Here is a 20,870-nt window from a genome sequence, read left to right as displayed (position 1 = left end):
TCAGGCCCTGATCCGCGCGAAAAGACGGCTGAGTTCGGAATCGAGGGTCTCGACGTCGGCCGGGGAGGAGCGCCGGTACAGGCCCTCCGTCACGACCCTGCCTGCGCCCTTGCTGAAGACATCCGTGGCGAAGAGGCGGTCGAGGGTGGCCGCCCAGTCGCGTCCCTGGGTCGAGGCGGCCTCGTCGCCGGCGAGCGTCCGGGCGAGGCGCCGCAACAGGCGGGCCTGCGCGATGAGGCGTGCGTCCGGAGCGAGTGTGCGCGTCTCGGCGAGGCCGCGCAGGGCCGAGGCCCGCACCGAAGCGTTCGAGCGCGCCCGCATCAGCCTGACGAGGCCGACGAGAAGGGCCGCGACGAAGCCCAGCGCGATGGCCAGCACCACCTCGCCCTGCGCGCCACTACCCGCATCGGCCGGGAGGTGCAGGCCGCGCAGCTGGGTGAGATCGGTGGGGGAGCTAAGCGGGTTCACGCGCTACAGCACCGCATCGAGACGTTCCATCAGCGGAGCATAGGCTTCGGGGCCGGCCTCCACGTCGAGGCGCAGACCCTCGATGCCGCGCCGCGCATAGGCGATGAGTCGGTCGTCGGGCACGCCATCCGTATTGGCGGCGGAGCGCCCGACCTGAACCGTGCCGCGCTGCCCGTCCGGCGTGGCGAACGGAAAGAACCCCGCCGGCTTCCTACGCTCGAACGCATCGCTGACGAGGACGAGGCGGATCGACAGGCGCTCGGCCAGCACGGTGAGCAGGTGGTCGAATTCAGGCCCCGGCGCGTCCAGCGCGCTCCCGATGACGAGATGGCCGCCGGACGGAAGCAGGCTCGCCGCCACGGTGAGGCTGCGGTCTAGGGGGGGATCCTGCATGTCCGAGGCGGCGAGCGCCTGGGCATGAGCCATGGCAAGGGCACCCGTCACCGCCGTCATGGCCCGCTCGCCGCCGCCGGGACGGACCACCACCGGCTCCCCCGAGGACGCGGCCACGAGACCGATGCGGCCACCATCGCCGACGATGCGCCAGCCGAGCAGCACCAGGGCTTCGGCCGCGGCCACCGAGCGCAGGGCGCGACGCGTGCCGAACAGCATGGAAGGGCGGAAATCCGCCAGTAGCACCACGGCGCGGTCGCGCTCGTCATGGTGGGTCCGCACGTGGAGGATGCCGGTGCGGGCGGTGGCGTTGCGGTCGATATGGCGGCGGTCGTCGCCCTCGGACCAGAGCCGCACGTCGTCGGGCTCCGATCCGCGTCCACGCCGGCGGGTGACGATGCCTCCGGGAAGACCCGCCAGGGTGCGGGTGGCCGGCGAGACGCCGCGTCGGGCGAGGTGGCGTAGTCCCATCAGGGCTTCGCCCGAGAGATGGATACCGGGGCCGTGTGCGGAGCCCGTGCTCGGGCCGGAGGGGGACGCCATGGCTGTGCTACCCGACCATTCCGCCTTCAGAGCGCCCGGACCCGCTGGACGAGGCCCTTGATGATGCCCCGCGCGGTCTGTCCCTCGGCGGCGGCGCGCCAGGTGAGCCCGATCCGGTGCGCCAGGGCGTCGGCGGCGAGATCGGAAATATCCTCCGGGATCACGTGGTCGCGGCCACGCAGATAGGCCCGTGCCTTGCCGGCGAGCATGAGCGCCAGCGTCCCGCGCGGGGAGGCCGGGTGCTCGATCGAGGCGCGGAGATCCGGGGCCGCCTTGTCGGTGCGGGTGCCGGCCACGAGCCGCACCAGATAGTCCTTGAGGGCCGACGAGACGTGGACGTTGAGGGCCGCCGCGCGGGCGGCGCGGATCTCCGCCACGGTGAGCTTCACCGGCATCGCCTCGGCATGGTGGTTCAGTTCGCCCTCGACGAGGTCGAGGATGCGGCGCTCGGAGGCTTCGTCGGGCATCTCCACCACCACATGGAGGAGGAAGCGGTCGAGCTGTGCCTCCGGTAGCGGGAAGGTTCCCGCATGCTCGATGGGATTCTGGGTCGCCACCACCATGAACGGGTCGGGCAGGACATGGGTATGGCCGGCGACCGTGATCTGGCCCTCGGCCATGGATTCCAGCAGCGCCGACTGCACCTTGGGCGGGGCGCGGTTCACCTCGTCCACGAGGATGAGGGAGTGGAACAGCGGACCGGGCAGGAACTCGAAATCGCCGGCATCCTGGCGCCAGACGGTGGTGCCGGTGAGATCGGCCGGCATCAGGTCGGGCGTGCATTGGATGCGGGCGAAGCTGCCGTCGAGCCCGTCCGACAGGCGTTTGACCGCGCGCGTCTTGGCGAGGCCGGGCGCGCCCTCGATGAGGAGATGGCCACCGGTGAGAAGCCCGATGAGCAGACGCTCCACGAGGGTTTCGGCGCCGATGAGCCCGTGGCTCAGGCCATCCCGCAAAGCGAGGATGCGTGCGCGAAGCGCCTCGTCGGCGGCTGGCGCCGCCGAGGTAGCGGGACGCATGGCCAGTGTCGCGTCGCTCATGAGCGCGCGTCGGCCGGAGCCGCCCGCAGGGCTGCCGCAACGGATAGGCGGGGCATGATCGTGGCAGGGCCGGCGTACAGCACCATGCGCGTCTCCTCGGGCGGATTCTTAAGAGATCCCTATATCGATCGGGTTTGCATGCAGCGGAGCACCGGCGTCAATCCCGTGGGACGTTTCCCGTGAAACACGAGGGTGAGATCGGGCAGAATGCCCGACCACCGGGATTTCATGAAGTCGAATGCATGCAGAGCGGATTTCTCTGCCGATCCCGAGGATCTAAGCCGGAATTCGGCGTTATGTCGCATCCTGCTAGACGTCGGTGGAAACCGAGGGCCGACCTCCCGGTTTCCGTCCCAACCCAGCGGGCAGACTGGAGCAGACCATGAGTACAGACCTCTTCCCCGGCTTCAGCGCGGACTGGATCGACATTGCGGAGGGCCGTTTCTTCGCCCGCAACGGCGGTCGTAAGGATGCGCCTCCCCTGATCCTGCTGCACGGTTTTCCGCAGACCCATGCCTGCTGGCACCGCATCGCGCCGGCTTTGGCCGAGACCCATCGCGTGGTGTGCCTCGATCTGAAAGGCTACGGCTGGTCGGAAGCGCCCAAAGGTGATGCCCATCACGAGGCCTATTCCAAGCGCCGCATGGGTCGCGACGTGGTGGCGGTCATGGAGCGGCTCGGCCATGTCCGCTTCGCACTCGTGGGTCATGATCGCGGCGCGCGGGTAGGCTACCGCCTCGCCCTCGACGAGCCGGGCCGGATCGAGCGCCTCGCCCTTCTCGACATCCTACCCACCCTCGTTCAGTGGGAGCGGATCGAAGCCGATCCCGACGTGTCGTCGCATTGGGCATCCCTGGCCCGGCCGGCCCCCGGTCCGGAGGAGGAGATCGGCCGCGACCCGGTCGCCTATTTCGAAGCCCTCCTTCGGCAATGGAGCAATGCCCGGAGCCTCGACCCCTTCGTCCCGGAAGCCTTGCGCCTCTATCGCGAGAACTGGAACGTTCCCGAGCGCATCCACGCCTTCTGCGAGGATTACCGCGCCGGCGCGACCCGCGACCGCGAGGCCGACCTGGACGACCTCGCGGCAGGAAAGACCCTCTCCTGCCCGACGCTGATCCTCACCGGCGACGGCTATCTCGACCATTCGCACGAGACCCCGCTGGCGGCGTGGCAGCGGACCTTCGCGCCGAAGGCCGAGGCCGTGGACATCACATCGGGGCATTTCCTTGCGGAGGAGAATGCCCCCGAGACGCTCAAGGCCCTGCGGGCCTTCCTCGGTGGCTGACGCGCGAAGCGTCACCGTTTCGTCATGGGCGGGCGACATGCAGCGCCCATGACTGCGCTTCTCGCTTCGCCGCTGCCGGAATTCGTGAATTCCGCCTTCAGCCTCATCGTCGCTTTCGTGCTCGGCACGATGATCGGGGCCGAACGGCAATATCGCCAGCGTACGGCGGGCCTGCGCACCAATGTGCTGGTGGCGGTGGGGGCGGCGGCCTTCGTCGATCTCGGCATGCGCCTCGAAGGCACGCGCGGCGCGGTGAGCACGGTCGCTTACGTCATCTCCGGCGTCGGTTTCCTCGGGGCCGGCGTCATCATGAAGGAGGGCATGAACGTGCGTGGCCTCAACACCGCGGCCACCCTCTGGTGCTCGGCGGCGGTGGGGGCCTTCGCCGGGGCCGACTTCCCCCTGGAGGCCTGTTTCGTCACGGTGGCAATCCTGTCCGGCAACACTCTGCTGCGGCCCCTCGTCAACGCCATCAACCGCGTCCCCATTGATGAGAGCCAGACCGAGGCCACCTACGAGGTCCAGGTCACGGTGCCGGCCGAGCATGCCGGCCCCGCCCGCGACCTTCTCGTGGAACGGCTGGAGGCGGCGCATTACCCGGTCGGCGGCACCGAGGTGGTGGAACGCGGCGAGGAGACGGTGGAGGTGGTGGCGACCCTGGTGGCGACGGCGGTGGACTCCGCCGAACTCGACGCGGTGGTGGCCGGGCTGGAGCGCCACGAGCGGATCAGCCATGCCACCTGGTCGGTCCAGACTGCCGATTGAGCGCGTCCGCCGCCATTGCCGCCGTGAGGAAAAGACCAAACTAGGCCCGTGATGCCGGGCCTCGCCCCGGCGATGGAGGATCCTAACCATGGCCGGAACACGTAGGAACGCATTGATCGTCGGGGCTTCGCGCGGCCTGGGCCTCGGATTGGTGGAGACGTTCCTTGCGCGCGGCTGGGCCATCACCGCCACCCAGCGCTCGCCCTCTGCCGGATTGGCGGCTTTGGCCTCTGACGCGCTCGGCATCGAGATCGCCGATATCGATGATGACGCGGCGGTTGCCACTCTCCACGATCGGCTCGCTCACCAACGCTACGACCTGATCTTCGTGGTGGCCGGCGTGGCGACCCAGGCGCACGATCCTGCTCATGAGGTCCCACGCGAGGTCGCCGCGCATGTCTACCTCACCAATGCCATCAGCCCGATCCGCTTCGCCGAACGGTTCCGCGATCGGCTGGCGGGCAACGGTCTCATCGCCTTCATGAGCTCCGTCCTCGGCAGCGTCTCCCTCAACGAGAGTGGCGGATGGGAGACCTACCGCGCGAGCAAGGCGGCGTTGAACACGCTGGCCATCAGCTTCGAGATCCGTCACCGCGACGAAGGGTTTGGCGTGGTCCTTCTCCATCCCGGCTGGGTCCGCACGGAGATGGGCGGCGAGGAGGCGGATCTCGACGTGGCGACGAGCGTCGCCGGTCTGGCCGACGTCATCGAGAACCGGCTCGGCAAACCCGGCATCGCCTATCTCGACTATACCGGCGCGACCTTGACCTGGTAGGCGGTCAGCGCCGCCCGTCGAGGGGACGGCCGCGCCGTTCCACCACGACGGGCGGGCGGGTACGACGCTCGACGATGACGGTGCGCGGCGCCCGGCTCGGGCTGCCGGCGGTGAGGATGCGCTCGGAGATCTTCTCGGGCTTCTGCTTCCCGGCGGCGAGTACGTGCGGGCGCACCTCGTCGAGGGGAAGTCCGATCAGGCCAGCGGCAATCTCGACCTGCTGTTCGAGATCGTCCGCGAGATCCTGCGCGGCAGCGACCGCCTCGGGGATCGTGGGCGGTTCGCGCCGCACGCGGATTGGGGGCAGGTCTTGGAAGGATTTCGGCGTCTTCTTCACGACTCGGCCCACGCTCGACATGAGCCGAGGATAGCGCGACAGGGGCTCCGGTGCATTGCACCATTTTAACGATGCACCCACGCGTTTCGCGCATTCCCCACCGTTGGAGTCGGAATTTCCGCCAGATCGAGGCCGGGATGCCATTTCCCTATTCGATTGCCTGAGCGAATGCCCATCGGAGAAGCAAGATACGCGTCATTATGACGCATATTCCAGTGGCTCCGTTGGGGCCTCGTCCGATGCGTTGCGCGCCGTCGGGCTCCCGTCGATACTGCGCCCATCATGTTTCCCATCACCGATCTCACCGATTCCAGGCTGGTTCCGGCCCGCCCCGACCTCGCCGATCTCCGCCTTCGCGGCCGGATCGACGCCGACCGCTATGTAGCGGGGCAGCCCGGCCGGCTCATCGTGCCATCCGCCCCCTTGCGGCGGCGACCGAGTCTCGACGCCGGCATCGAGACCGAAGCGGTCATGGGCGACCCCCTGACGCTCTACGACACGAGCGACGGCTTCACCTTCGTACAGTTCGAAACCGACGGCTATGTCGGCTACCTACCGGCGGAATCCTGCGCCCCGGGCGTCCCGTCCCCGACCCATCGGGTGACGGCCATTCGGACCTTCCTCTATCCGGCCGCCAACATGAAACGGCCACCACTCGGGCACGTGAACCTCGGTGCAGGGCTCGGCGTCACCGGGCGGGAGGGTGAGTTCCTGCGCTTGGCGGAGGGCTCTTACGTCTTCGCCGATCATTGCGTCCCGGTCGGCACAGTGGAGTCCGACCCTGCCGCAACCGCCGAGCGTCTCGTGGGCACGCCCTATCTGTGGGGAGGTCGCACCAGTCTCGGGCTCGATTGCTCGGGCCTCGTCCAACTTTGCCTCGCCATGGCGGGCATTCCGTCTCCCCGCGACGCGGATCAGCAGGAAGCGGCGCTCGGCACGGCGCTGCCCCAGCGCCTCGACGGCCTGGTCCGGGGCGATCTCGTCTTCTGGCGCGGCCATGTGGGGATGATGCTGGACGAGACCCGCCTCATCCACGCCAACGGTCACCACATGGCGGTGGCGGTGGAGCCCCTGGCGGGAGCGGTGGAGCGCATTGCCGAGAAGAGCTACGGCGCGGTGACCTCGCTCCGGCGCATTACGGCTTCAGCCGGGCCTTGATTCGGGTGATCAACCCGTCACGGACGTCGCGATAGGCTTCGAGGCGCTGATCGCGTGAGGCTTCCTGCATCAAGGTCGGGTCCGGCGTCGGCCAGTATTCCACATCGACGGCGTTGGTGCGGGTGACCTCCAGGGCCGCGTGGTGGGCCTCGGGCGACAGGGTGATGATGAGGTCGAAGTTCAACCCCTCCCATTCCTCCAGTTCGAGGAGGGTCCGGGGCCGGTGTTTCGAGGCGTTGATGCCGATCTCGTCGAGGGCCGCAACCATGAACGGGTCTGCCGGCTCGCCGGAACGGACGCCCGCCGACTGCACATAGGTGGACTTGCCGAAATAGTGACGCGCCACCGCCTCCGCCGCGAGGGACCGCACAGCGTTGAAGTTGCACATGAACAGCACCGACTGCACGCGCGTCTTCTTCGGGCCGGCCTCTTCCGCCATCCGGTGACTACCTCGGGCTTCAAACGACGGGGAGGGCGCTCACGCCTTCCAGTGCAAGGCGAAGACCAAGGTGAACAGGCGTCGCGCGGTGTCGTGGTCGAGATCGACCTTGCCTTCGAGGCGCTGCCGGAGGAGTTCGGAGGCTTCGTTGTGCAGGCCGCGCCGTCCCATGTCGATCGCCTCGATCTGGGTCGGCGAGGCGGTCTTGATCGCGTTGTAGTAGCTCTCGCAGATCATCTCGTAGTCGCGGATCACCCGGCGGAACGGGGTCAGCGACAGGAGATGGGTCATCACCGGCTCACCGTCCTGTCGGCGGATCGCGAAGGAGAGCTTGTTCTCCACGAGGCCGAGGGTGAGGGCGTAGGGGCCCTCGCGTCCGGGAATGGAGAAGTGGTTCTCCTCCAGGATGTCGAAGATCGCGATGGCGCGCTCGTGCTCTTGATCGGGATTGCCCCGGCCGATGGAATCCTCGTCGAAGGTCACCGCCGCGAGGCGGTGGATGGACGACGCTTTCTCTGCCGCTTGTCCTGTTTCTGGTTGTTCTGAGCCGGCCATCGTCCCCTCACAGATTCAGGCGGATCGCGACCGAGCGGGCGTGGCCGTCGAGGCCCTCCGACCGTCCCAGCGCGATGGCTGCCGGCCCCAAGGCCCTCAGCGCGGCGGGATCGCAGCGCAGGATCGTCGTCCGCTTCATGAAGTCGAGCACGCCGAGGCCCGAGGAGAACCGTGCCGAGCGGGCGGTGGGCAGTACGTGGTTCGGGCCGCCGACGTAATCGCCGATGGCTTCCGGCGTATGGCTGCCGAGGAAGATCGCACCGGCATTGCGGACCTTGGCGGCCAGGGCCTCCGGGTCGGCGGTCTCGATCTCCAGATGCTCCGGGGCGAGGCGGTCGACCAGGGGCACGGCCTCCTCGAAATCCGAGACGAGGACGATCGCGCCGTAATCGCGCCAGCTCGCCCGGGCGATGTCGGCGCGGGGCAGGGTGGCCAAAGCGCGTTCCACCGCGATCTCCACCGCATCGGCGAGGGCGGGCGAATCGGTGATGAGAATCGACTGGGCGGCGACATCGTGCTCGGCCTGGGCGAGGAGGTCGGCGGCCACCCAATCGGGGTTGGCGTGACCGTCGGCGAGGATCAGCACCTCGGACGGACCGGCGATCATGTCGATTCCGACCTGTCCAAACACCCGGCGTTTGGCGGCGGCCACCCAGGCATTGCCCGGTCCGACGATCTTGGCCACGGGGGCGATGGTCTCGGTGCCGTAGGCGAGCGCCGCCACGGCCTGGGCCCCGCCGATCCGGTAGATCTCGGTGACGCCGGCAAGGTCCGCCGCGGCCAGGACCAGGGGGTTCATCTGTCCCTCGGGCATCGGCACGACCATGACGACACGCGGGACCCCGGCGACGCGAGCCGGAATGGCGTTCATGAGGACGGAAGAGGGGTAGCTCGCCGTCCCGCCGGGCACGTAGAGCCCCACCGATTCCAACGACGTCCAACGCCAGCCGGACGTCACGCCGAGATCGTCGGTGGCCATGTGGTCGCCGGGTACCTGGCCGCGATGGAACGTCTCGATGCGGGTCGCGGCGAGCCGCAGGGCATCGAGGGACTCGGCCGGGCAGGCGGCGATGGCAGCCCGTACCTCATCCGGGGTCACCCGCAGGGTCGCGGCGGAGAAGTCCTCGCCGAGCCGGTCGAAGCGGCGGGTGTAATCCACCAGGGCGGCGTCGCCCCCGGAGATCACACCGGCGATGATCCCGCGAACGGTCTCGTCCACATCCTCGGAGATCTCGCGCTTGACGCTGAGAAGACCGGCGAAGGCGGTGGCGAAATCGGCGTCGCGGCTGTCGAGGCGCACCATCAGGCAGAATCTTTCACGACGTTGTCCTTGTCGGAGGGAGCCGTACCCGCATCACCTTGGATCGCGGCGCGGCCGGCTTGCGCCGCCTCGTGATCGGGGCGGCCTTCCACCTCCCAGACCGGACCGAGATCCTTCAGCCGCGCCTCGATGCATTCCACATCGAGCTGGATCGCTACTTTGCCGGCAAAGACCAGGGTGATGGTGCCGGAGGGTTCCTCCTTCGGCTCGAAGGTGACGGCCAGAAGGTTGAGAGGCTCGTCGGAGGTGGAGCCGGGCGTGATTCCGCGCGCGCGCACGGCCATGACCCGCTCGAAATGGAGGCCGGTGAGGCGACGGCGCGGGGCCTCCCCCTCCGGGGCCGACCAGTCGAAACGCCGCCCCACCAGCACGAAGCGGTGTGACGGTGCGAGATAAGCGAGATCCTGCGGGAGCAGGACCGCATCCTGAAGATGGGCCGAGAGGATCGCGAGATCCTCCGCGTCGAGGGCAGCGAGCTTGAGGAGCTCCATGTCGGGTTCGCATCTGGCCGGACGCCGCCGGATCGGGCGCCGGATGTGGAAGAGGGTCGGCCGTAGGTAGCGAGGCGGCCGCCCTGCGGCAACTGCGCGGCCCGGAACAATTACGGCGTGCCGGCGATATGGGCCGTTTGCGGGGGGCGACGTCAGACGGCGTTCATGCGGAACAGGTTAGTCTTTCGCCGAACTCTCGATTGGGACATCCACCACCATGGTTCTCGGACCCGTATGCCGCATCGCCTTCGCCGCCCTGACCGCCCTGGCGGCGACGACGGCCCTCGGCCTGGGGCAGGCCCAGGCGCAGGTCCAGTTCCGCATCGACGATGGCTACGACAGGTCGCCTCGTGGCCGTTCGCCCTACGGCGACGACCGGCCGCGGGGCTATGATCGCTACGACGGCTATGCCCGGCCCTACGAGGATGGCGAGCGTCGGCCGGTGCAGCAGCAGCGATACGGACGCCAGCGCATGGGTAGCGTCTGCGTCACGGCGCGCGGCAATTGCCCCGCCTATCCGAGCCCGATCCAGTCGCCCTGCCGCTGCGACATCCCGGGATTCGGCCCCAAGCGCGGCAACGTACTGGAATAATGTCCTTGTCCGGGAGGCGAGGACCGCCTCCCGGACAGGAGAGGCTCAGGAGCGGATGCGGCTGATCTCGGCGCCGCAGCGGCCGAGCTTGGCTTCGAGCGCTTCGAAGCCGCGATCGAGATGATAGACCCGGTTGATGCTGGTCTCGCCCTCGGCGGCGAGGCCGGCGATGACGAGGGAGACCGAGGCGCGCAGGTCGGTCGCCATGACGGGCGCGCCCTTGAGGCGCTCCACCCCGTCGACGATGGCGAGATCGCCCTCGAGCCGGATCCTGGCCCCGAGGCGCGCCAGTTCCTGCACGTGCATGAAGCGGTTCTCGAAGATGGTCTCGCGGATGTGGGACTGGCCCTTGGCAAGGGTCATCAGCGCCATGAACTGCGCCTGGAGGTCGGTGGGGAAGCCGGGGAACGGGTCCGTGGTCACGTCCACCGCAGCGATGCCGCTGCCATTGCGCCGAATGCGGATCGTGTCGGCGGTGCTGGTGATCTCGGCGCCCGTCGTCGTCAGCACGTCGAGCGCGCTGTGCAGCAGGTCGGCCCGGGTGTTCTCCAGGGTCACGTCGCCCCCCACCATCGCAGCCGCCATGGCGTAGGTGCCGGTCTCGATCCGGTCCGGCAGGACGGTGTGGCGGGCGCCGTTGAGGCGCGAGACACCCTCGATGGTGATGCGCGGGGTGCCGGCCCCCGAGATCCTGGCGCCCATCTTGATGAGGCAATCGGCGAGATCGACGACTTCCGGCTCCCGCGCGGCATTCTCGATCAGGGTCGATCCGTTGGCGAGCGCCGCCGCCATCAGCGCCACATGGGTGCCGCCCACCGTGACCTTGGGAAAGTGGATCTCGCCGCCGCGCAGGCCGCTCTTGGCCTTCGCCACGACGTAGCCGCCGTCGATCTCCACGGTGGCGCCGAGGCGCTCCAGGGCCATCAGCATGAGGTCGATGGGGCGGGTGCCGATGGCGCAGCCGCCGGGCATCGAGACACGGGCCTCGCCGAACCGTGCGAGCAATGGCGCGATGACCCAGAAACTCGCCCGCATGGTGGAGACGAGTTCGTAGGGCGCAGTGGTGTCGATGACGTTGGAGGCGGTGAGCCGGATGGTCTGGCCGGTCTCCGTCGTATCGCCCGGGCGCTTGCCCACCACCATGTGGTCGACGCCGTGGTTGCCGAGGATGCGCAGCAGGGCGTGGATGTCGGCGAGGCGCGGCACGTTCATGAGTTCAAGGGATTCCCCCGTCATCAGGCTCGCGATCATCAGCGGCAGGGCGGCGTTCTTGGCGCCCGAGATCGGAATGACGCCGTGGAGCGGCTTTCCGCCGATGATGTTGATCCGGTCCATCGTCGTCCTTCGCGCGGCGTCACGCCCCTCCCCGTAACGAGAGGGCGGCGCCATCCTGGTTCTGCAAACGGTAGCGGTGCGCTCGCGGCACGGCCTTATCGAGCCGCCTATACGTGAGTTTTGTCCGAAAAAGGATCGTCAGCCGTCTCCGTCGCGATCCGGCTTCGCGTCCGGTCGCTCATCGGCATCGCCTGTTTCCGCTGCGGCCGCTGCCTGCCCACGGATCCTCGTCTGGGCCTTGCGCCGTTTCAGGTTGTCCCGCAGGGCCGCCTTCAGGCGCTCGTTCCGCGTGGCGTCGTTCTTCATGGCGATCACTGCGCGACCCTTCGTCGCCAGGGCGAAATACCGGCTTTGCGACCCGGTCTCAACAGGCGCAGAGCTGGAATGCAGGAGTCGACTTGAACCAATTCCAAGTTCGCCTGTATCGTCAGGGCCGTGGCGTCGAAATCAGCACCGTCTGATTCCTTCCGCGCCATGCGAAGCGAGATCGTTGCGCCAGCGGGACTCATATCGACGAGGCCTGCAGCGGAGAGTTTGGTGCTTCGGAACAAGCCCTTTGTAACGATGCTGCTGCTGAATGCAGACGAGCGGATGCCGAGGCCGCCTAGAGCGGCGCTGACATGCGGTCGGCCATAGCGTGAAGGACGGATGCCCGTGAATCGGATGCCCGCGATGACGATGATCAGCGATACGACGACGCCCCGTGATCCCTCGGCCGAAGGATCCTCTACCCGCGCGTCGTTCGGGCACGGACGAATCGATTACGAAGGCTACTTCCGCAGGGCGGTGGACCGGCTGCACGACGAGCGGCGCTACCGGGTCTTCGCCGATATCGAGCGGATCGCCGGACGTTTTCCCACCGCCAACTGGCGCCGTCCCGACGGTGGCACCCGCGAAATCACCGTATGGTGTTCGAACGATTACCTTGGCATGGGCCAGCATCCGGACGTGGTCTCGGCCATGACCAAGACCGCCGCCCGATGCGGCGTCGGCGCTGGCGGCACCCGCAACATCGCCGGCAACAACTCGCCGCTGGTGGATCTGGAGCGTGAGCTCGCCGACCTGCACGGCAAGGAGGCAGGCCTCGTCTTCACCTCGGGCTACGTTTCGAACCAGGCCGGCATCTCCACCATCGCCAAGCTGATTCCGAACTGTCTGATCCTGTCGGATGCGTTCAACCACAATTCGATGATCGAGGGCGTGCGCCATTCCGGCTGCGAGAAGCGCATCTTCCGCCACAACGATCTCGCCCATCTCGAGGAACTGCTGATCGCCGCCGGGGACCGCCCCAAGCTGATCGCCTTCGAGAGCGTCTATTCAATGGATGGCGACGTCTCCGACATCACCGCCATCTGCGACCTCGCCGACAAGTACGGCGCCATGACCTATCTCGACGAGGTCCATGCGGTGGGGCTCTACGGCGAGCGCGGCGGCGGCATCGCCGAGCGCGACGGGGTGATGCACCGGGTCGATGTGATCGAGGGCACCCTGGCCAAGGGCTTCGGCTGTGTCGGCGGCTACATCACCGCTTCCACCGTGCTGTGCGATGCCGTGCGCAGCCATGCGCCGGGCTTCATCTTCACCACCGCCCTGCCGCCAGCCATCGCGGCGGCGGCCCGCGCCTCGGTGCGCTACCTCAAGCGCTCGCAGGTGGAGCGCGCGGCGCATCAGCGCCAGGCCGCCCTCACCAAGGCCGCGCTGGAAGAGGCGGGCCTGCCGGTCCTCCCCACCGAGACCCATATCGTGCCGGTGATGGTGGGCGATGCCGAGCTGTGCAAGGCGGCGGCCGACCACCTTCTCGAACAGCACGGCATCTACATCCAGCCGATCAACTACCCCACCGTGCCGCGCGGCACCGAGCGCCTGCGGATCACGCCTTCGCCGTTCCACGACGCGGCCCGCATCGCCAAGCTGACGGCGGCCCTGACGGAGACCTGGGACACGCTCGACCTGCCGCGCGCCGGCACGGTGTTCGTCGAGGCGGCGGAGTAGGAATCGATCAGTTCAACCGCCAGAGCGTGACGGTGAGCAGAGTCGCGAAGGCGACCCAGGCGGCGTAGGGCACGAGCAGCCACGCCGCGAACCGGTCGAAGCGCCAGGACAGGCGGATGGTCCAGAGGATCATTACCAGCATCGCCGCGGCGACGATTCCCGCCCAGCCGAGGGCATGGGCCGAGAAGAAGACCGGCGACCAGGCCGCGTTGAGCGCGAGTTGGGCGAGGAAGGCACCGACCGCCAGCCACCAACCTCGCCGCATCGGACCCGTCGCCGGAGACGCTCCGAGCAAACGCCAGAACGACAGCGCGATCATCGCGTAGAGGATGGTCCAAGCCACCGGGAACAGCCAGTTCGGCGGGTTGAAGCCGGGCTTCGTCAGGCCGGCATACCAGCCCTCGATGTTCGGCGTGGTGCTGAGCGAGCCGATCACCGAAGTGGCCACCACGGGCAGGATGGCGATCGCGAGGCGAGGCCAGAAGGAGAAGGCGGGCCGTTCCGGAACATCGAGGGCGGACGTCATCGGCGTAGATCATTCCTCTGAGGCTTCGAAACGCGAGGGCGTTCTCTGTTGGCGAGGGTTTCGCCGAGGCCGGTTTCATGCCGGGGGTTCATGCCCAGGTTTCTTGCTCGAGCTTCCTGGCGATGACACCCCAACGTCCTCAACGTACGGATGGTCCGATGACTGAGTCCACCACTCCCTTCACCAAGCGCACCCTGGCCGCGCAGGCCATGGGCCATGTCGATCCGGTGACGCGGGCGGTGGTGGCACCGCTCCATGTCTCGACGACGTTCATCCGCGATCCCGACAACGGCTACAGTTCGGGCTTCTCCTATGCCCGGCCCGACAACGCCACGACCCGCGAGGCGGAGGCCGTCATCGCCATGCTGGAGGAGGCGGAGGCCGGCGCGATGCTGTTCGGCTCCGGCATGGCGGCGGCCACGGCCGTCTTCTCGGCCCTGGAGCCCGGAGACCATATCGTCGCCCCCCTCGTGATGTACTGGGCGCTCAAGCGCTGGCTCCAGCAGGAAGCGCCGCGCCGGGGCTGGGGCCTCGATTTCATCGCCATGGACGATCTCGACGCCCTGCGGGCTGCGATCAGGCCGGGCACGACGAAGCTCGTCTGGGTGGAGACGCCCGGCAATCCGCTCTGGACCATCACCGACATTGCTGCCGCGGCCGAGATCGCGCACGGGGCAGGGGCGCGTCTCGCCGTCGATTCCACCGCCGCCTCGCCGATCCACACGCGGCCCCTGACGCTCGGGGCCGACATCGTCATGCATTCGGCCACCAAGATTCTGAACGGTCATTCGGACGTGGTCGCCGGTGTCCTCGCTTCAGCGCGCACCGATGCGTTCTGGGAGCGGATCGGCGCGATCCGTGCCGGCGGTGGGGCGATCCTCGGGCCATTCGAGGCCTATCTCCTCATGCGCTCGCTGCGGACCCTACCCCTGCGGGTCGCGGCGCAATCGGCCAATGCGGCGGACCTCGCCAGACGCTTCTCGGCGCATCCGCGCGTGGCGTCCGTGCTCTATCCCGGCCTGCCCGACGATCCGGGTCATGCGGTGGCGGCGCGCCAGATGGAGGGCGGCTTCGGCTTCATGCTGTCGATCCGTGTCGCGGCCGGCGAGGAGGCAGCCATCGCCACGGCGGCACGGGTGCGCCTATGGAAGCGCGCCACATCGCTCGGCGGCGTCGAAAGCCTGATCGAGCACCGCGCTTCGGTGGAAGGACCGGGCACGCCATGTCCGCCCGATCTGCTGCGGCTCTCGGTGGGGATCGAGCATGTGGACGACCTGTACGCCGATCTGGACGCGGCCCTCGGCTGATTTCCTCGTGGGTTCTTGGTGCGATTCCGCCCTTCGCGCATTGTGCGAGGGACGGACCGCCGCCGGGCGGTCGCCGCGCTGCGAGCGAGGACGAGCCGATGCGATACCCTGTTCCCCTTCTGACCGGTGCCCTCGCGTTCGTCGCTCTCACCGGGGCCGCCTTGGCCGCCGATGGGCCGCCCAAGCTCGACGTGCAGGCGACCTGCAAGTCGTCGGTCCGCGCGGAAGCCAGCGTCAGCGACACTTCCACCGTCGAAGGCTGCCTTCGTTCGGAGGAGGCGGCGCGCAAGGAAGCCCGGCGCCGTTGGGGAGACTATTCGCCAGCCGCCAAGAGGCAGTGCGAGAAGCAGTTCGAGGCCGGCGGCTTCCCGTCCTACGTGGAGATGGTGACCTGCCTCGAACTGGCGAGCGGCACGGTTCCGACGCAGGGCACCGGACCGGGCGCGGATACCAGTTCCGGCGCCCGACGTGAGAAGGCGGATGGGAATGCCGGCGCCGCCGCCGCCGAGCCGAAGCCGAGCCAGCGCACCAACCCGATCGAAGTGCTGGAGAAACCCTAGCCTCTCACTCCTCTGACCTTATCGCGGTGCGGAGATTTCCGCCTCCGCGCTTGCCCAGACGTCCGGGCGTACAGGCTTGCTGCGCTCCTCGCCCCGACGGACCGATGCCAGGTCCAGAAGTTCGGCGGCACGGTCGGTGTCGTCGATGGAGAGGAACAGGCCGTTCTTCTGCGAGGCGCGGCCGAGATCGGCACGGCTGGTCAGCACGCTGAACGCCGGGCTCGTGAGCAGGGCGAGGGCCACGGGCCCCATCCACAGGGCGAGCCAGGGGTCGCCGGCATAGACCAGCAGGCCGGTGAGCAGGGCGCCCGCCACCAGGGCGTCCACCTGCAGGCGGATCGCCTCGGACCACGGCACCTGACGGTCGTCGCGCACCTGCGAATCCCACCGCACCACGCGGCCAATGAAGGTGGTGGCGACGGCGCCGGCGGCAAAGACCGTCATGACCGGCCAGAGCAGCACCCAGACGATCTGTTCGAGCACGGCGCTCTTCAGGAGCGAGGCGGTGCCGCCGAAAGCGGCGCGGCGGGTCGGCGAGGCCAGGACATGGCCGAGGCTGAGGAGCTTCGGCAGGGCCATCACGGCCACGACGAGAGCAGCCAGCGCATGGGCGGCGAGGCCCGTCCCGGTGAGTCCATAGGCCAGGAGGCCGAGATCGCCGGTCACGGCGGCCTGGATAGAGGCGGTGGCGAGGAACAGCACCCAGAGCGGGCAGGCGAGGTAGGACAGGATCCCGACCATCAGGTGCCAGCGGCTCGCCGCCCGAAGACCCGGCAGGGTGGTGATGAGCAGGTGCTGCATGTTGCCCTGGCACCAGCGCCGTTCACGCCCGAGGAGATCGACGAGGTTCGTCGGCATCTCCTCCCAGGTGCCGCCCATCTCCGGCAGGAGGCGGACCTCCCAGCCGGCCCGGCGCAGGAGCGCGCCCTCGACGATATCGTGGCACAGGATCTCGCCGCCGAGCGGTGCCTTGCCGGGCAGCACCGGCAGTTCGGCATTGTCGGCGAAGGCCGCGACCCGCAGGATCGCGTTGTGGCCCCAATAGCTTCCATCCGCGCCCTGCCAGGTCTCGAGGCAGCGGATCGACAGCGGCGCGTAGAGCCGCACGGCGAATTGCTGGATACGGGCAAACAGCGTGTCCCGGCCGGTCGCGTAGGAGACGGTCTGGATCAGCCCGACCTTGGGCGCCTCCTCCATCAACCGGGCGAGGCGGCGCATGGTGGCGCCGGTCATCAGACTGTCGGCGTCGAGCACGATCATGAAATCGTATTCCGAGCCGTAGGACTTGCAGAACTCGGCGATGTTGCCGGCCTTGCGGCCCGCATTGTCCTGGCGCCGCCGGTAGCGGACGCGCGGCAGGCCAGGGCCGTTCAAACGCGCCCATGCCTCGATCCGGGCGAATTCATGCTCCTCCACCGCCGCGATGGCACCGTCACGCGTGTCGGAGAGGACGAAGATGTCGATATCGGACCCGTCGCCGCCGCCACGCTGAAGCGAGCGGGCCATGACACGCAACGCGGCGAACACCGCCACCGCATCCTCGGCATGGATCGCCACCACGGCAGCCGTGCGGCTGAGGCCCGAGGCGGTGGCCGGAACCGTGGCCGAGCGGATCTCGATCGCGGATTTGGCGGCATCGCCGAGCCCCGCCGCCACGAGTCCGTAGACGTATTGCCAGGCGACGAAGGATTGCCACGTCATCACGAGGCCGAACAGGACCAGCACGGCCCAACCCAGGACGCCGTCCGGGCGTCCGTAAGCGGACAAAGCGAGCCAGGAGATCGCGGCCGCGGTGGCCAGGGTCGGCAGGGCCAGCAGGAGCCGCCGCATCAGCAGCGAAGGGGCCTCGCCGGACTGACTTTCGGGAATCGCCGGGTTCGGAATTCCGACCGGGGATGCGTCGTGCGACAACCGCGTGATGGACATGGGGCGCTGGACACTCGATCGAGGCTGAGAGGGGCCGTCGTCCATCATGAAGCGAAGGACATCGATGATACGGGGCGACGGTGAAGACGAGCGTTCGGGGCGTGATGCCCCCTCGCGGCGACAGACCTTGCAAACCGCGCTCAGCGTGGCCGCAGGCATGATAATGCCTAGTGCCGTCGACCTGAATACCGCCAGAACGATGGCCGCCGATAAAGTCGACCCTCCCCGTGACGGGCCGATGACCTTCGAGGGCGTCGTGGCCCAGGCCCGCCGCCTCGCAGGCGCACCCTACCGGCCCGCTCCAGAGGATCTCCCGGCACCCCTCGCCGGCCTTAGCTACGACGGTTACCGTGCGATCACCTTCCGTCCCGACGCAGCCCCGCGCCTCGGCGGTTCATTCTCGCTGCAGCTGTTCCATCGCGGCTTCCTGCAGAAGAAGCGCGTCGCCTTGTTCCTCCAGCCGCCGGACGGGCCGCCGCAGCCGATCCTCTACCAGTCGGGCCTGTTCGATCTCGGGTCGGACTTGGCAGGGCAGGACTTTTCCGGCGATCTGGGCTTTGCCGGCTTCCGGCTGCATCACGCCTTCGACGATGAAAAGCCGGCTAATCAGGAAGAATTCCTAGTCTTCCTTGGCGCCTCGTATTTTCGGCTTCGCGGAAAGACGCAGGAATACGGCCTGTCGGCACGCGGTGCCGCGATCCAGACCGGCGGTCCCGGAGCGGAGGAATTTCCGGACTTTACGGCGTTCTGGATCTGCGAGCCGAAGGCCGATTCCCGCGCCGTCACGATCCTGGCGCTCCTCGATTCACCGAGTCTCGCGGGTGCCTATCGCTTCGTGGTCGAACCCGGCGAGACCTCGCGGATGGTCGTCACCGCCTCGCTGCATCCCCGCGCCGCGATCCCGCGCCTCGGCCTCGCGCCACTCACCAGCATGTTCCTGCATGGCGCGAACGGTCCCGGCGCGCGCGGAGCCGCGCCCTTCGACGATTTCAGGCCCCAGGTTCACGATTCCGACGGGCTCATGGTGGCGACCAAGGACGATCGCCTGTGGCGTCCCTTGAGCAACGGACGGCGAGAGCCGCAGATCTCGGCTTTCCGCACCGATCCCCTCGACGGGTTCGGACTGTTCCAGCGCGAGCGAAGCTTTGCCGCCTATCTTGATGTCCAGGCCCGTCACGAGGCGCGGCCCGGCCTCTGGGTCACACCTCAGGCCGGGTTCGGCGCAGGAGCGGTGCAACTCTTCGAAATCCCGTCCCGCGAGGAGTACATGGACAACATCGTCGCTGCCTTCGTGCCGGATGCGCCCGTCGCGGCGGGGAGTGCCCTCGACCTCGCCTACACCCTCGCCACCGTGGGGGCCGAACCGGATACCGCGGTGCTGAGCGCGCTCGCCCGGGTGGTCTCCACCCGCGTCGGTTCGGCCGAGCGCCTACGCCCGACCACGCCGCCGAGCCCGGAGCGGCGGCTCTACGTCATCGATTTCGAAGGGCCGGGCCTGCCCACCGGCCCTGACGGTGACATCGCGGCCGAGGTCTCGGCCAGCGCCGGCACCATGGTCGATCCGGTGGTGGAACGGGTGCCCCAGACGGGTGGCTGGCGTCTCTACGTAGAATGGCGCCCGCCGACGCCGTTGCCAGCCGGTGACGTCGTCCTGCGCGCGCGCCTCATGCGCGCCGGTCGCCCGATCAGCGAGACCTGGGACAACGCCGCCTGATCGCCGGGCAACCTCACGACTTGGCGAGGTGCGACAGAGATCGGAACGGGAGGAGAGGCCAGGGCTTCCTAAGCTGGAACACCATCAGGTTGCGGAGCCGCCCGGTTCCCCGGAGGCCGTCGAAACGCCTCGGGGCGCGGAATCCGCCTTCCCCCGGAGCAGCACCCTTGGCCATCGAGACCGACTACCTGCGCTACACGCCCTCCGTCGAGACCCTTGAACCCGACGAGGCCGAGACCAGCCGGGCCCTGAACGAGACCATGCGCTCCATCAGCGAGAAGACGCTCGCCGATGGCGGCCATGCCATCCGCAGCGTCCATGCCAAGGCGCATGGCGCGCTGAGAGCCGAGTTGGAGATTGCGGCCGACCTGCCCCCCGAATTGGCGCAGGGCCTGTTCGCGAAGCCGGGGCGCTACCCCGTGGTGATGCGCTTCTCGACCATCCCCGGTGATATCCTGGACGACAGCGTCTCCACCCCGCGCGGCGTGGCGATCAAGGTCCTCGGTGTCGAGGGAGAGCGTCTCGAAGGATCGGAAGGGGATGCCACGCAGGATTTTGTGCTCGTCAACGGCCCGACCTTCTCAGCGCCGGGACCGAAGCCGTTCCTCGCGACGCTGAAGCTCCTCGCCAAGACCACCGATCGGGCGGAGGGACTGAAGAAGGCCGCATCGGCGGCGCTTCGGGGCGTGCAGAGCGCAGTCGTCGCGACAACCGGTTCGCCGAGCCCGACCCTGGCGACCCTCGGTGGGCAGCCCGAGACGCATCTCCTGGGCGACAGTTTCTACAGTCAGGTCCCGCTGCGCTTCGGCGATCACATCGCCAAGATCTCGCTCGTCCCGGTCTCTCCCGAAATGAGGGCGCTGGCGAACAAACCGCTCGATGACACGAGTGCCGCCAACGCAATCCGCGAGGCGGTGATGGAGCATTTCATCATCCACGGCGGCACCTGGGAATTGCGGGCGCAGCTGTGCCTGAACCTCGACGACATGCCGGTGGAGGACGCCTCCGTAATCTGGCCTGAGACCGCGAGCCCCTACCGCACCATCGCCACCCTCACCGCCGCGCCTCAGGCGAGCTGGAGCGAGGCCCGCGCGGCTTACGTCGATGACGGCCTGTCGTTCAGCCCCTGGCACGGGATGGCCGCGCACCGGCCGCTCGGCGGGATCATGCGCATGCGCAAATCGGCCTACGAGATGGGCAAGCGCTTCCGGGCCGAGAAGAACGGCCGCCGCATCGAGGAGCCGAAGAACCTCGACGCTCTACCGGATTGACGCCGGACGTTGCTGCAATGCGACAGGGCAGCGGCGATGATCGGCGCGGGATCATCTCGCAATTGACCCTCTCGTCG

General features: G+C 68.4%; 22 protein-coding genes. 10 read left to right on the top strand and 12 right to left on the bottom strand.

Features of this window, described 5'->3' with window-relative positions; genetic code table 11:
- The 3 genes from AC0IXR_RS16265 to AC0IXR_RS16255 are packed head-to-tail and all read right to left on the bottom strand — an operon-like array spanning position 1 to position 2,444.
- Entirely contained in the window at positions 1-468 is a 468-nt protein-coding gene (locus AC0IXR_RS16265) for a DUF4381 family protein (protein WP_471761457.1), read from the bottom strand.
- Between the two features lie 3 nt (positions 469-471).
- A complete protein-coding gene (locus tag AC0IXR_RS16260) occupies positions 472-1,404 on the bottom strand; it encodes a DUF58 domain-containing protein (protein WP_405030629.1) in 933 nt (310 codons plus the stop codon).
- A 26-nt stretch (positions 1,405-1,430) separates the two neighbouring features.
- Positions 1,431-2,444: an AAA family ATPase gene (locus AC0IXR_RS16255; protein WP_200919019.1), complete on the bottom strand. Its 1,014-nt coding sequence runs from the start codon at positions 2,442-2,444 to the stop codon at positions 1,431-1,433.
- A gap of 382 nt (positions 2,445-2,826) precedes the next feature.
- On the opposite strand from AC0IXR_RS16255, the gene AC0IXR_RS16250 reads away from it, so the two are divergent.
- The 3 genes from AC0IXR_RS16250 to AC0IXR_RS16240 all read left to right on the top strand — a co-directional run bounded on the left by AC0IXR_RS16250 (position 2,827) and on the right by AC0IXR_RS16240 (position 5,269).
- A complete protein-coding gene (locus AC0IXR_RS16250; protein ID WP_471761456.1) occupies positions 2,827-3,729 on the top strand; it encodes an alpha/beta fold hydrolase in 903 nt (300 codons plus the stop codon).
- Positions 3,730-3,777: 48 nt separating this feature from the next.
- Complete coding sequence (locus AC0IXR_RS16245; RefSeq protein WP_471761455.1) at positions 3,778-4,494, top strand: MgtC/SapB family protein; 717 nt, start codon at positions 3,778-3,780, stop codon at positions 4,492-4,494.
- A gap of 88 nt (positions 4,495-4,582) precedes the next feature.
- Positions 4,583-5,269: an SDR family oxidoreductase gene (locus AC0IXR_RS16240; protein WP_471761454.1), complete on the top strand. Its 687-nt coding sequence runs from the start codon at positions 4,583-4,585 to the stop codon at positions 5,267-5,269.
- A gap of 4 nt (positions 5,270-5,273) precedes the next feature.
- Here AC0IXR_RS16240 and AC0IXR_RS16235 read toward each other — a convergent pair whose 3' ends face one another.
- Complete coding sequence (locus AC0IXR_RS16235; RefSeq protein ID WP_200919017.1) at positions 5,274-5,606, bottom strand: hypothetical protein; 333 nt, start codon at positions 5,604-5,606, stop codon at positions 5,274-5,276.
- Positions 5,607-5,888: 282 nt separating this feature from the next.
- Between AC0IXR_RS16235 and AC0IXR_RS16230 the strand changes: the two genes are divergently transcribed.
- A complete protein-coding gene (locus AC0IXR_RS16230; protein ID WP_471761452.1) occupies positions 5,889-6,764 on the top strand; it encodes a C40 family peptidase in 876 nt (291 codons plus the stop codon).
- Here AC0IXR_RS16230 and AC0IXR_RS16225 read toward each other — a convergent pair.
- From AC0IXR_RS16225 to AC0IXR_RS16210, 4 genes are read right to left on the bottom strand one after another with little or no spacing between them, the layout of a single operon-like run.
- Positions 6,742-7,203 (bottom strand): arsenate-mycothiol transferase ArsC, encoded by a 462-nt coding sequence (locus AC0IXR_RS16225; protein ID WP_056422907.1) that lies wholly within the window; start codon positions 7,201-7,203, stop codon positions 6,742-6,744. The genes AC0IXR_RS16230 and AC0IXR_RS16225 overlap by 23 nt on opposite strands.
- 39 nt (positions 7,204-7,242) lie before the next feature.
- Entirely contained in the window at positions 7,243-7,758 is a 516-nt protein-coding gene (locus AC0IXR_RS16220; protein WP_056422904.1) for a UPF0262 family protein, read from the bottom strand.
- Positions 7,759-7,765: 7 nt separating this feature from the next.
- A complete protein-coding gene (gene hisD / locus AC0IXR_RS16215) occupies positions 7,766-9,061 on the bottom strand; it encodes a histidinol dehydrogenase (protein ID WP_056422901.1) in 1,296 nt (431 codons plus the stop codon).
- Positions 9,061-9,570, bottom strand: a complete 510-nt coding sequence (locus AC0IXR_RS16210) for a DUF2948 family protein (protein WP_056422899.1) — start codon at positions 9,568-9,570, stop codon at positions 9,061-9,063. The genes hisD and AC0IXR_RS16210 overlap by 1 nt, the downstream gene beginning before the upstream one ends.
- Before the next feature lie 217 nt (positions 9,571-9,787).
- Here AC0IXR_RS16210 and AC0IXR_RS16205 point away from each other — a divergent pair, with 217 nt between their 5' ends.
- Positions 9,788-10,162 carry a hypothetical protein gene (locus tag AC0IXR_RS16205; protein WP_471761451.1) on the top strand — a complete coding sequence of 125 codons (375 nt, stop codon included), beginning with the start codon at positions 9,788-9,790 and terminating at the stop codon, positions 10,160-10,162.
- Between the two features lie 45 nt (positions 10,163-10,207).
- Here the strand turns inward: AC0IXR_RS16205 and murA are convergent, their stop codons facing one another.
- Both murA and AC0IXR_RS16195 read right to left on the bottom strand, forming a co-directional pair.
- Positions 10,208-11,497 (bottom strand): UDP-N-acetylglucosamine 1-carboxyvinyltransferase, encoded by a 1,290-nt coding sequence (murA, locus tag AC0IXR_RS16200; RefSeq protein WP_471761450.1) that lies wholly within the window; start codon positions 11,495-11,497, stop codon positions 10,208-10,210.
- Between the two features lie 138 nt (positions 11,498-11,635).
- Positions 11,636-11,803 (bottom strand): hypothetical protein, encoded by a 168-nt coding sequence (locus tag AC0IXR_RS16195; RefSeq protein WP_419953189.1) that lies wholly within the window; start codon positions 11,801-11,803, stop codon positions 11,636-11,638.
- A gap of 342 nt (positions 11,804-12,145) precedes the next feature.
- Between AC0IXR_RS16195 and hemA the strand changes: the two genes are divergently transcribed.
- On the top strand, positions 12,146-13,489 hold the full coding sequence (hemA, locus tag AC0IXR_RS16190) for a 5-aminolevulinate synthase (protein WP_471761449.1): 1,344 nt from the start codon (positions 12,146-12,148) through the stop codon (positions 13,487-13,489).
- 7 nt (positions 13,490-13,496) lie between these two features.
- On the opposite strand, the gene AC0IXR_RS16185 is transcribed toward hemA, so the two are convergent.
- Positions 13,497-14,015 (bottom strand): TspO/MBR family protein, encoded by a 519-nt coding sequence (locus AC0IXR_RS16185; RefSeq protein WP_471761448.1) that lies wholly within the window; start codon positions 14,013-14,015, stop codon positions 13,497-13,499.
- 158 nt (positions 14,016-14,173) lie between these two features.
- Between AC0IXR_RS16185 and AC0IXR_RS16180 the strand changes: the two genes are divergently transcribed.
- Entirely contained in the window at positions 14,174-15,322 is a 1,149-nt protein-coding gene (locus tag AC0IXR_RS16180; RefSeq protein ID WP_471761447.1) for a trans-sulfuration enzyme family protein, read from the top strand.
- A 98-nt stretch (positions 15,323-15,420) separates the two neighbouring features.
- Positions 15,421-15,882 (top strand): hypothetical protein, encoded by a 462-nt coding sequence (locus AC0IXR_RS16175; protein WP_471761446.1) that lies wholly within the window; start codon positions 15,421-15,423, stop codon positions 15,880-15,882.
- A gap of 18 nt (positions 15,883-15,900) precedes the next feature.
- Here the strand turns inward: AC0IXR_RS16175 and mdoH are convergent, their stop codons facing one another.
- Positions 15,901-17,808 (bottom strand): glucans biosynthesis glucosyltransferase MdoH, encoded by a 1,908-nt coding sequence (gene mdoH, locus AC0IXR_RS16170; RefSeq protein WP_471761445.1) that lies wholly within the window; start codon positions 17,806-17,808, stop codon positions 15,901-15,903.
- A gap of 238 nt (positions 17,809-18,046) precedes the next feature.
- Here mdoH and AC0IXR_RS16165 point away from each other — a divergent pair, with 238 nt between their 5' ends.
- Together AC0IXR_RS16165 and AC0IXR_RS16160 are read left to right on the top strand one after the other, a co-directional pair.
- Positions 18,047-19,522 (top strand): OpgD/OpgG family glucan biosynthesis protein, encoded by a 1,476-nt coding sequence (locus tag AC0IXR_RS16165; protein ID WP_471761588.1) that lies wholly within the window; start codon positions 18,047-18,049, stop codon positions 19,520-19,522.
- Positions 19,523-19,689: 167 nt separating this feature from the next.
- Positions 19,690-20,793 carry a catalase family protein gene (locus AC0IXR_RS16160; RefSeq protein WP_471761444.1) on the top strand — a complete coding sequence of 368 codons (1,104 nt, stop codon included), beginning with the start codon at positions 19,690-19,692 and terminating at the stop codon, positions 20,791-20,793.
- Positions 20,794-20,870 lie beyond the last annotated feature (77 nt).

The organism is Methylobacterium sp. AC832 (assembly GCF_979256025.1).
This window is presented reverse-complemented; position numbering and strand designations above follow the sequence as displayed.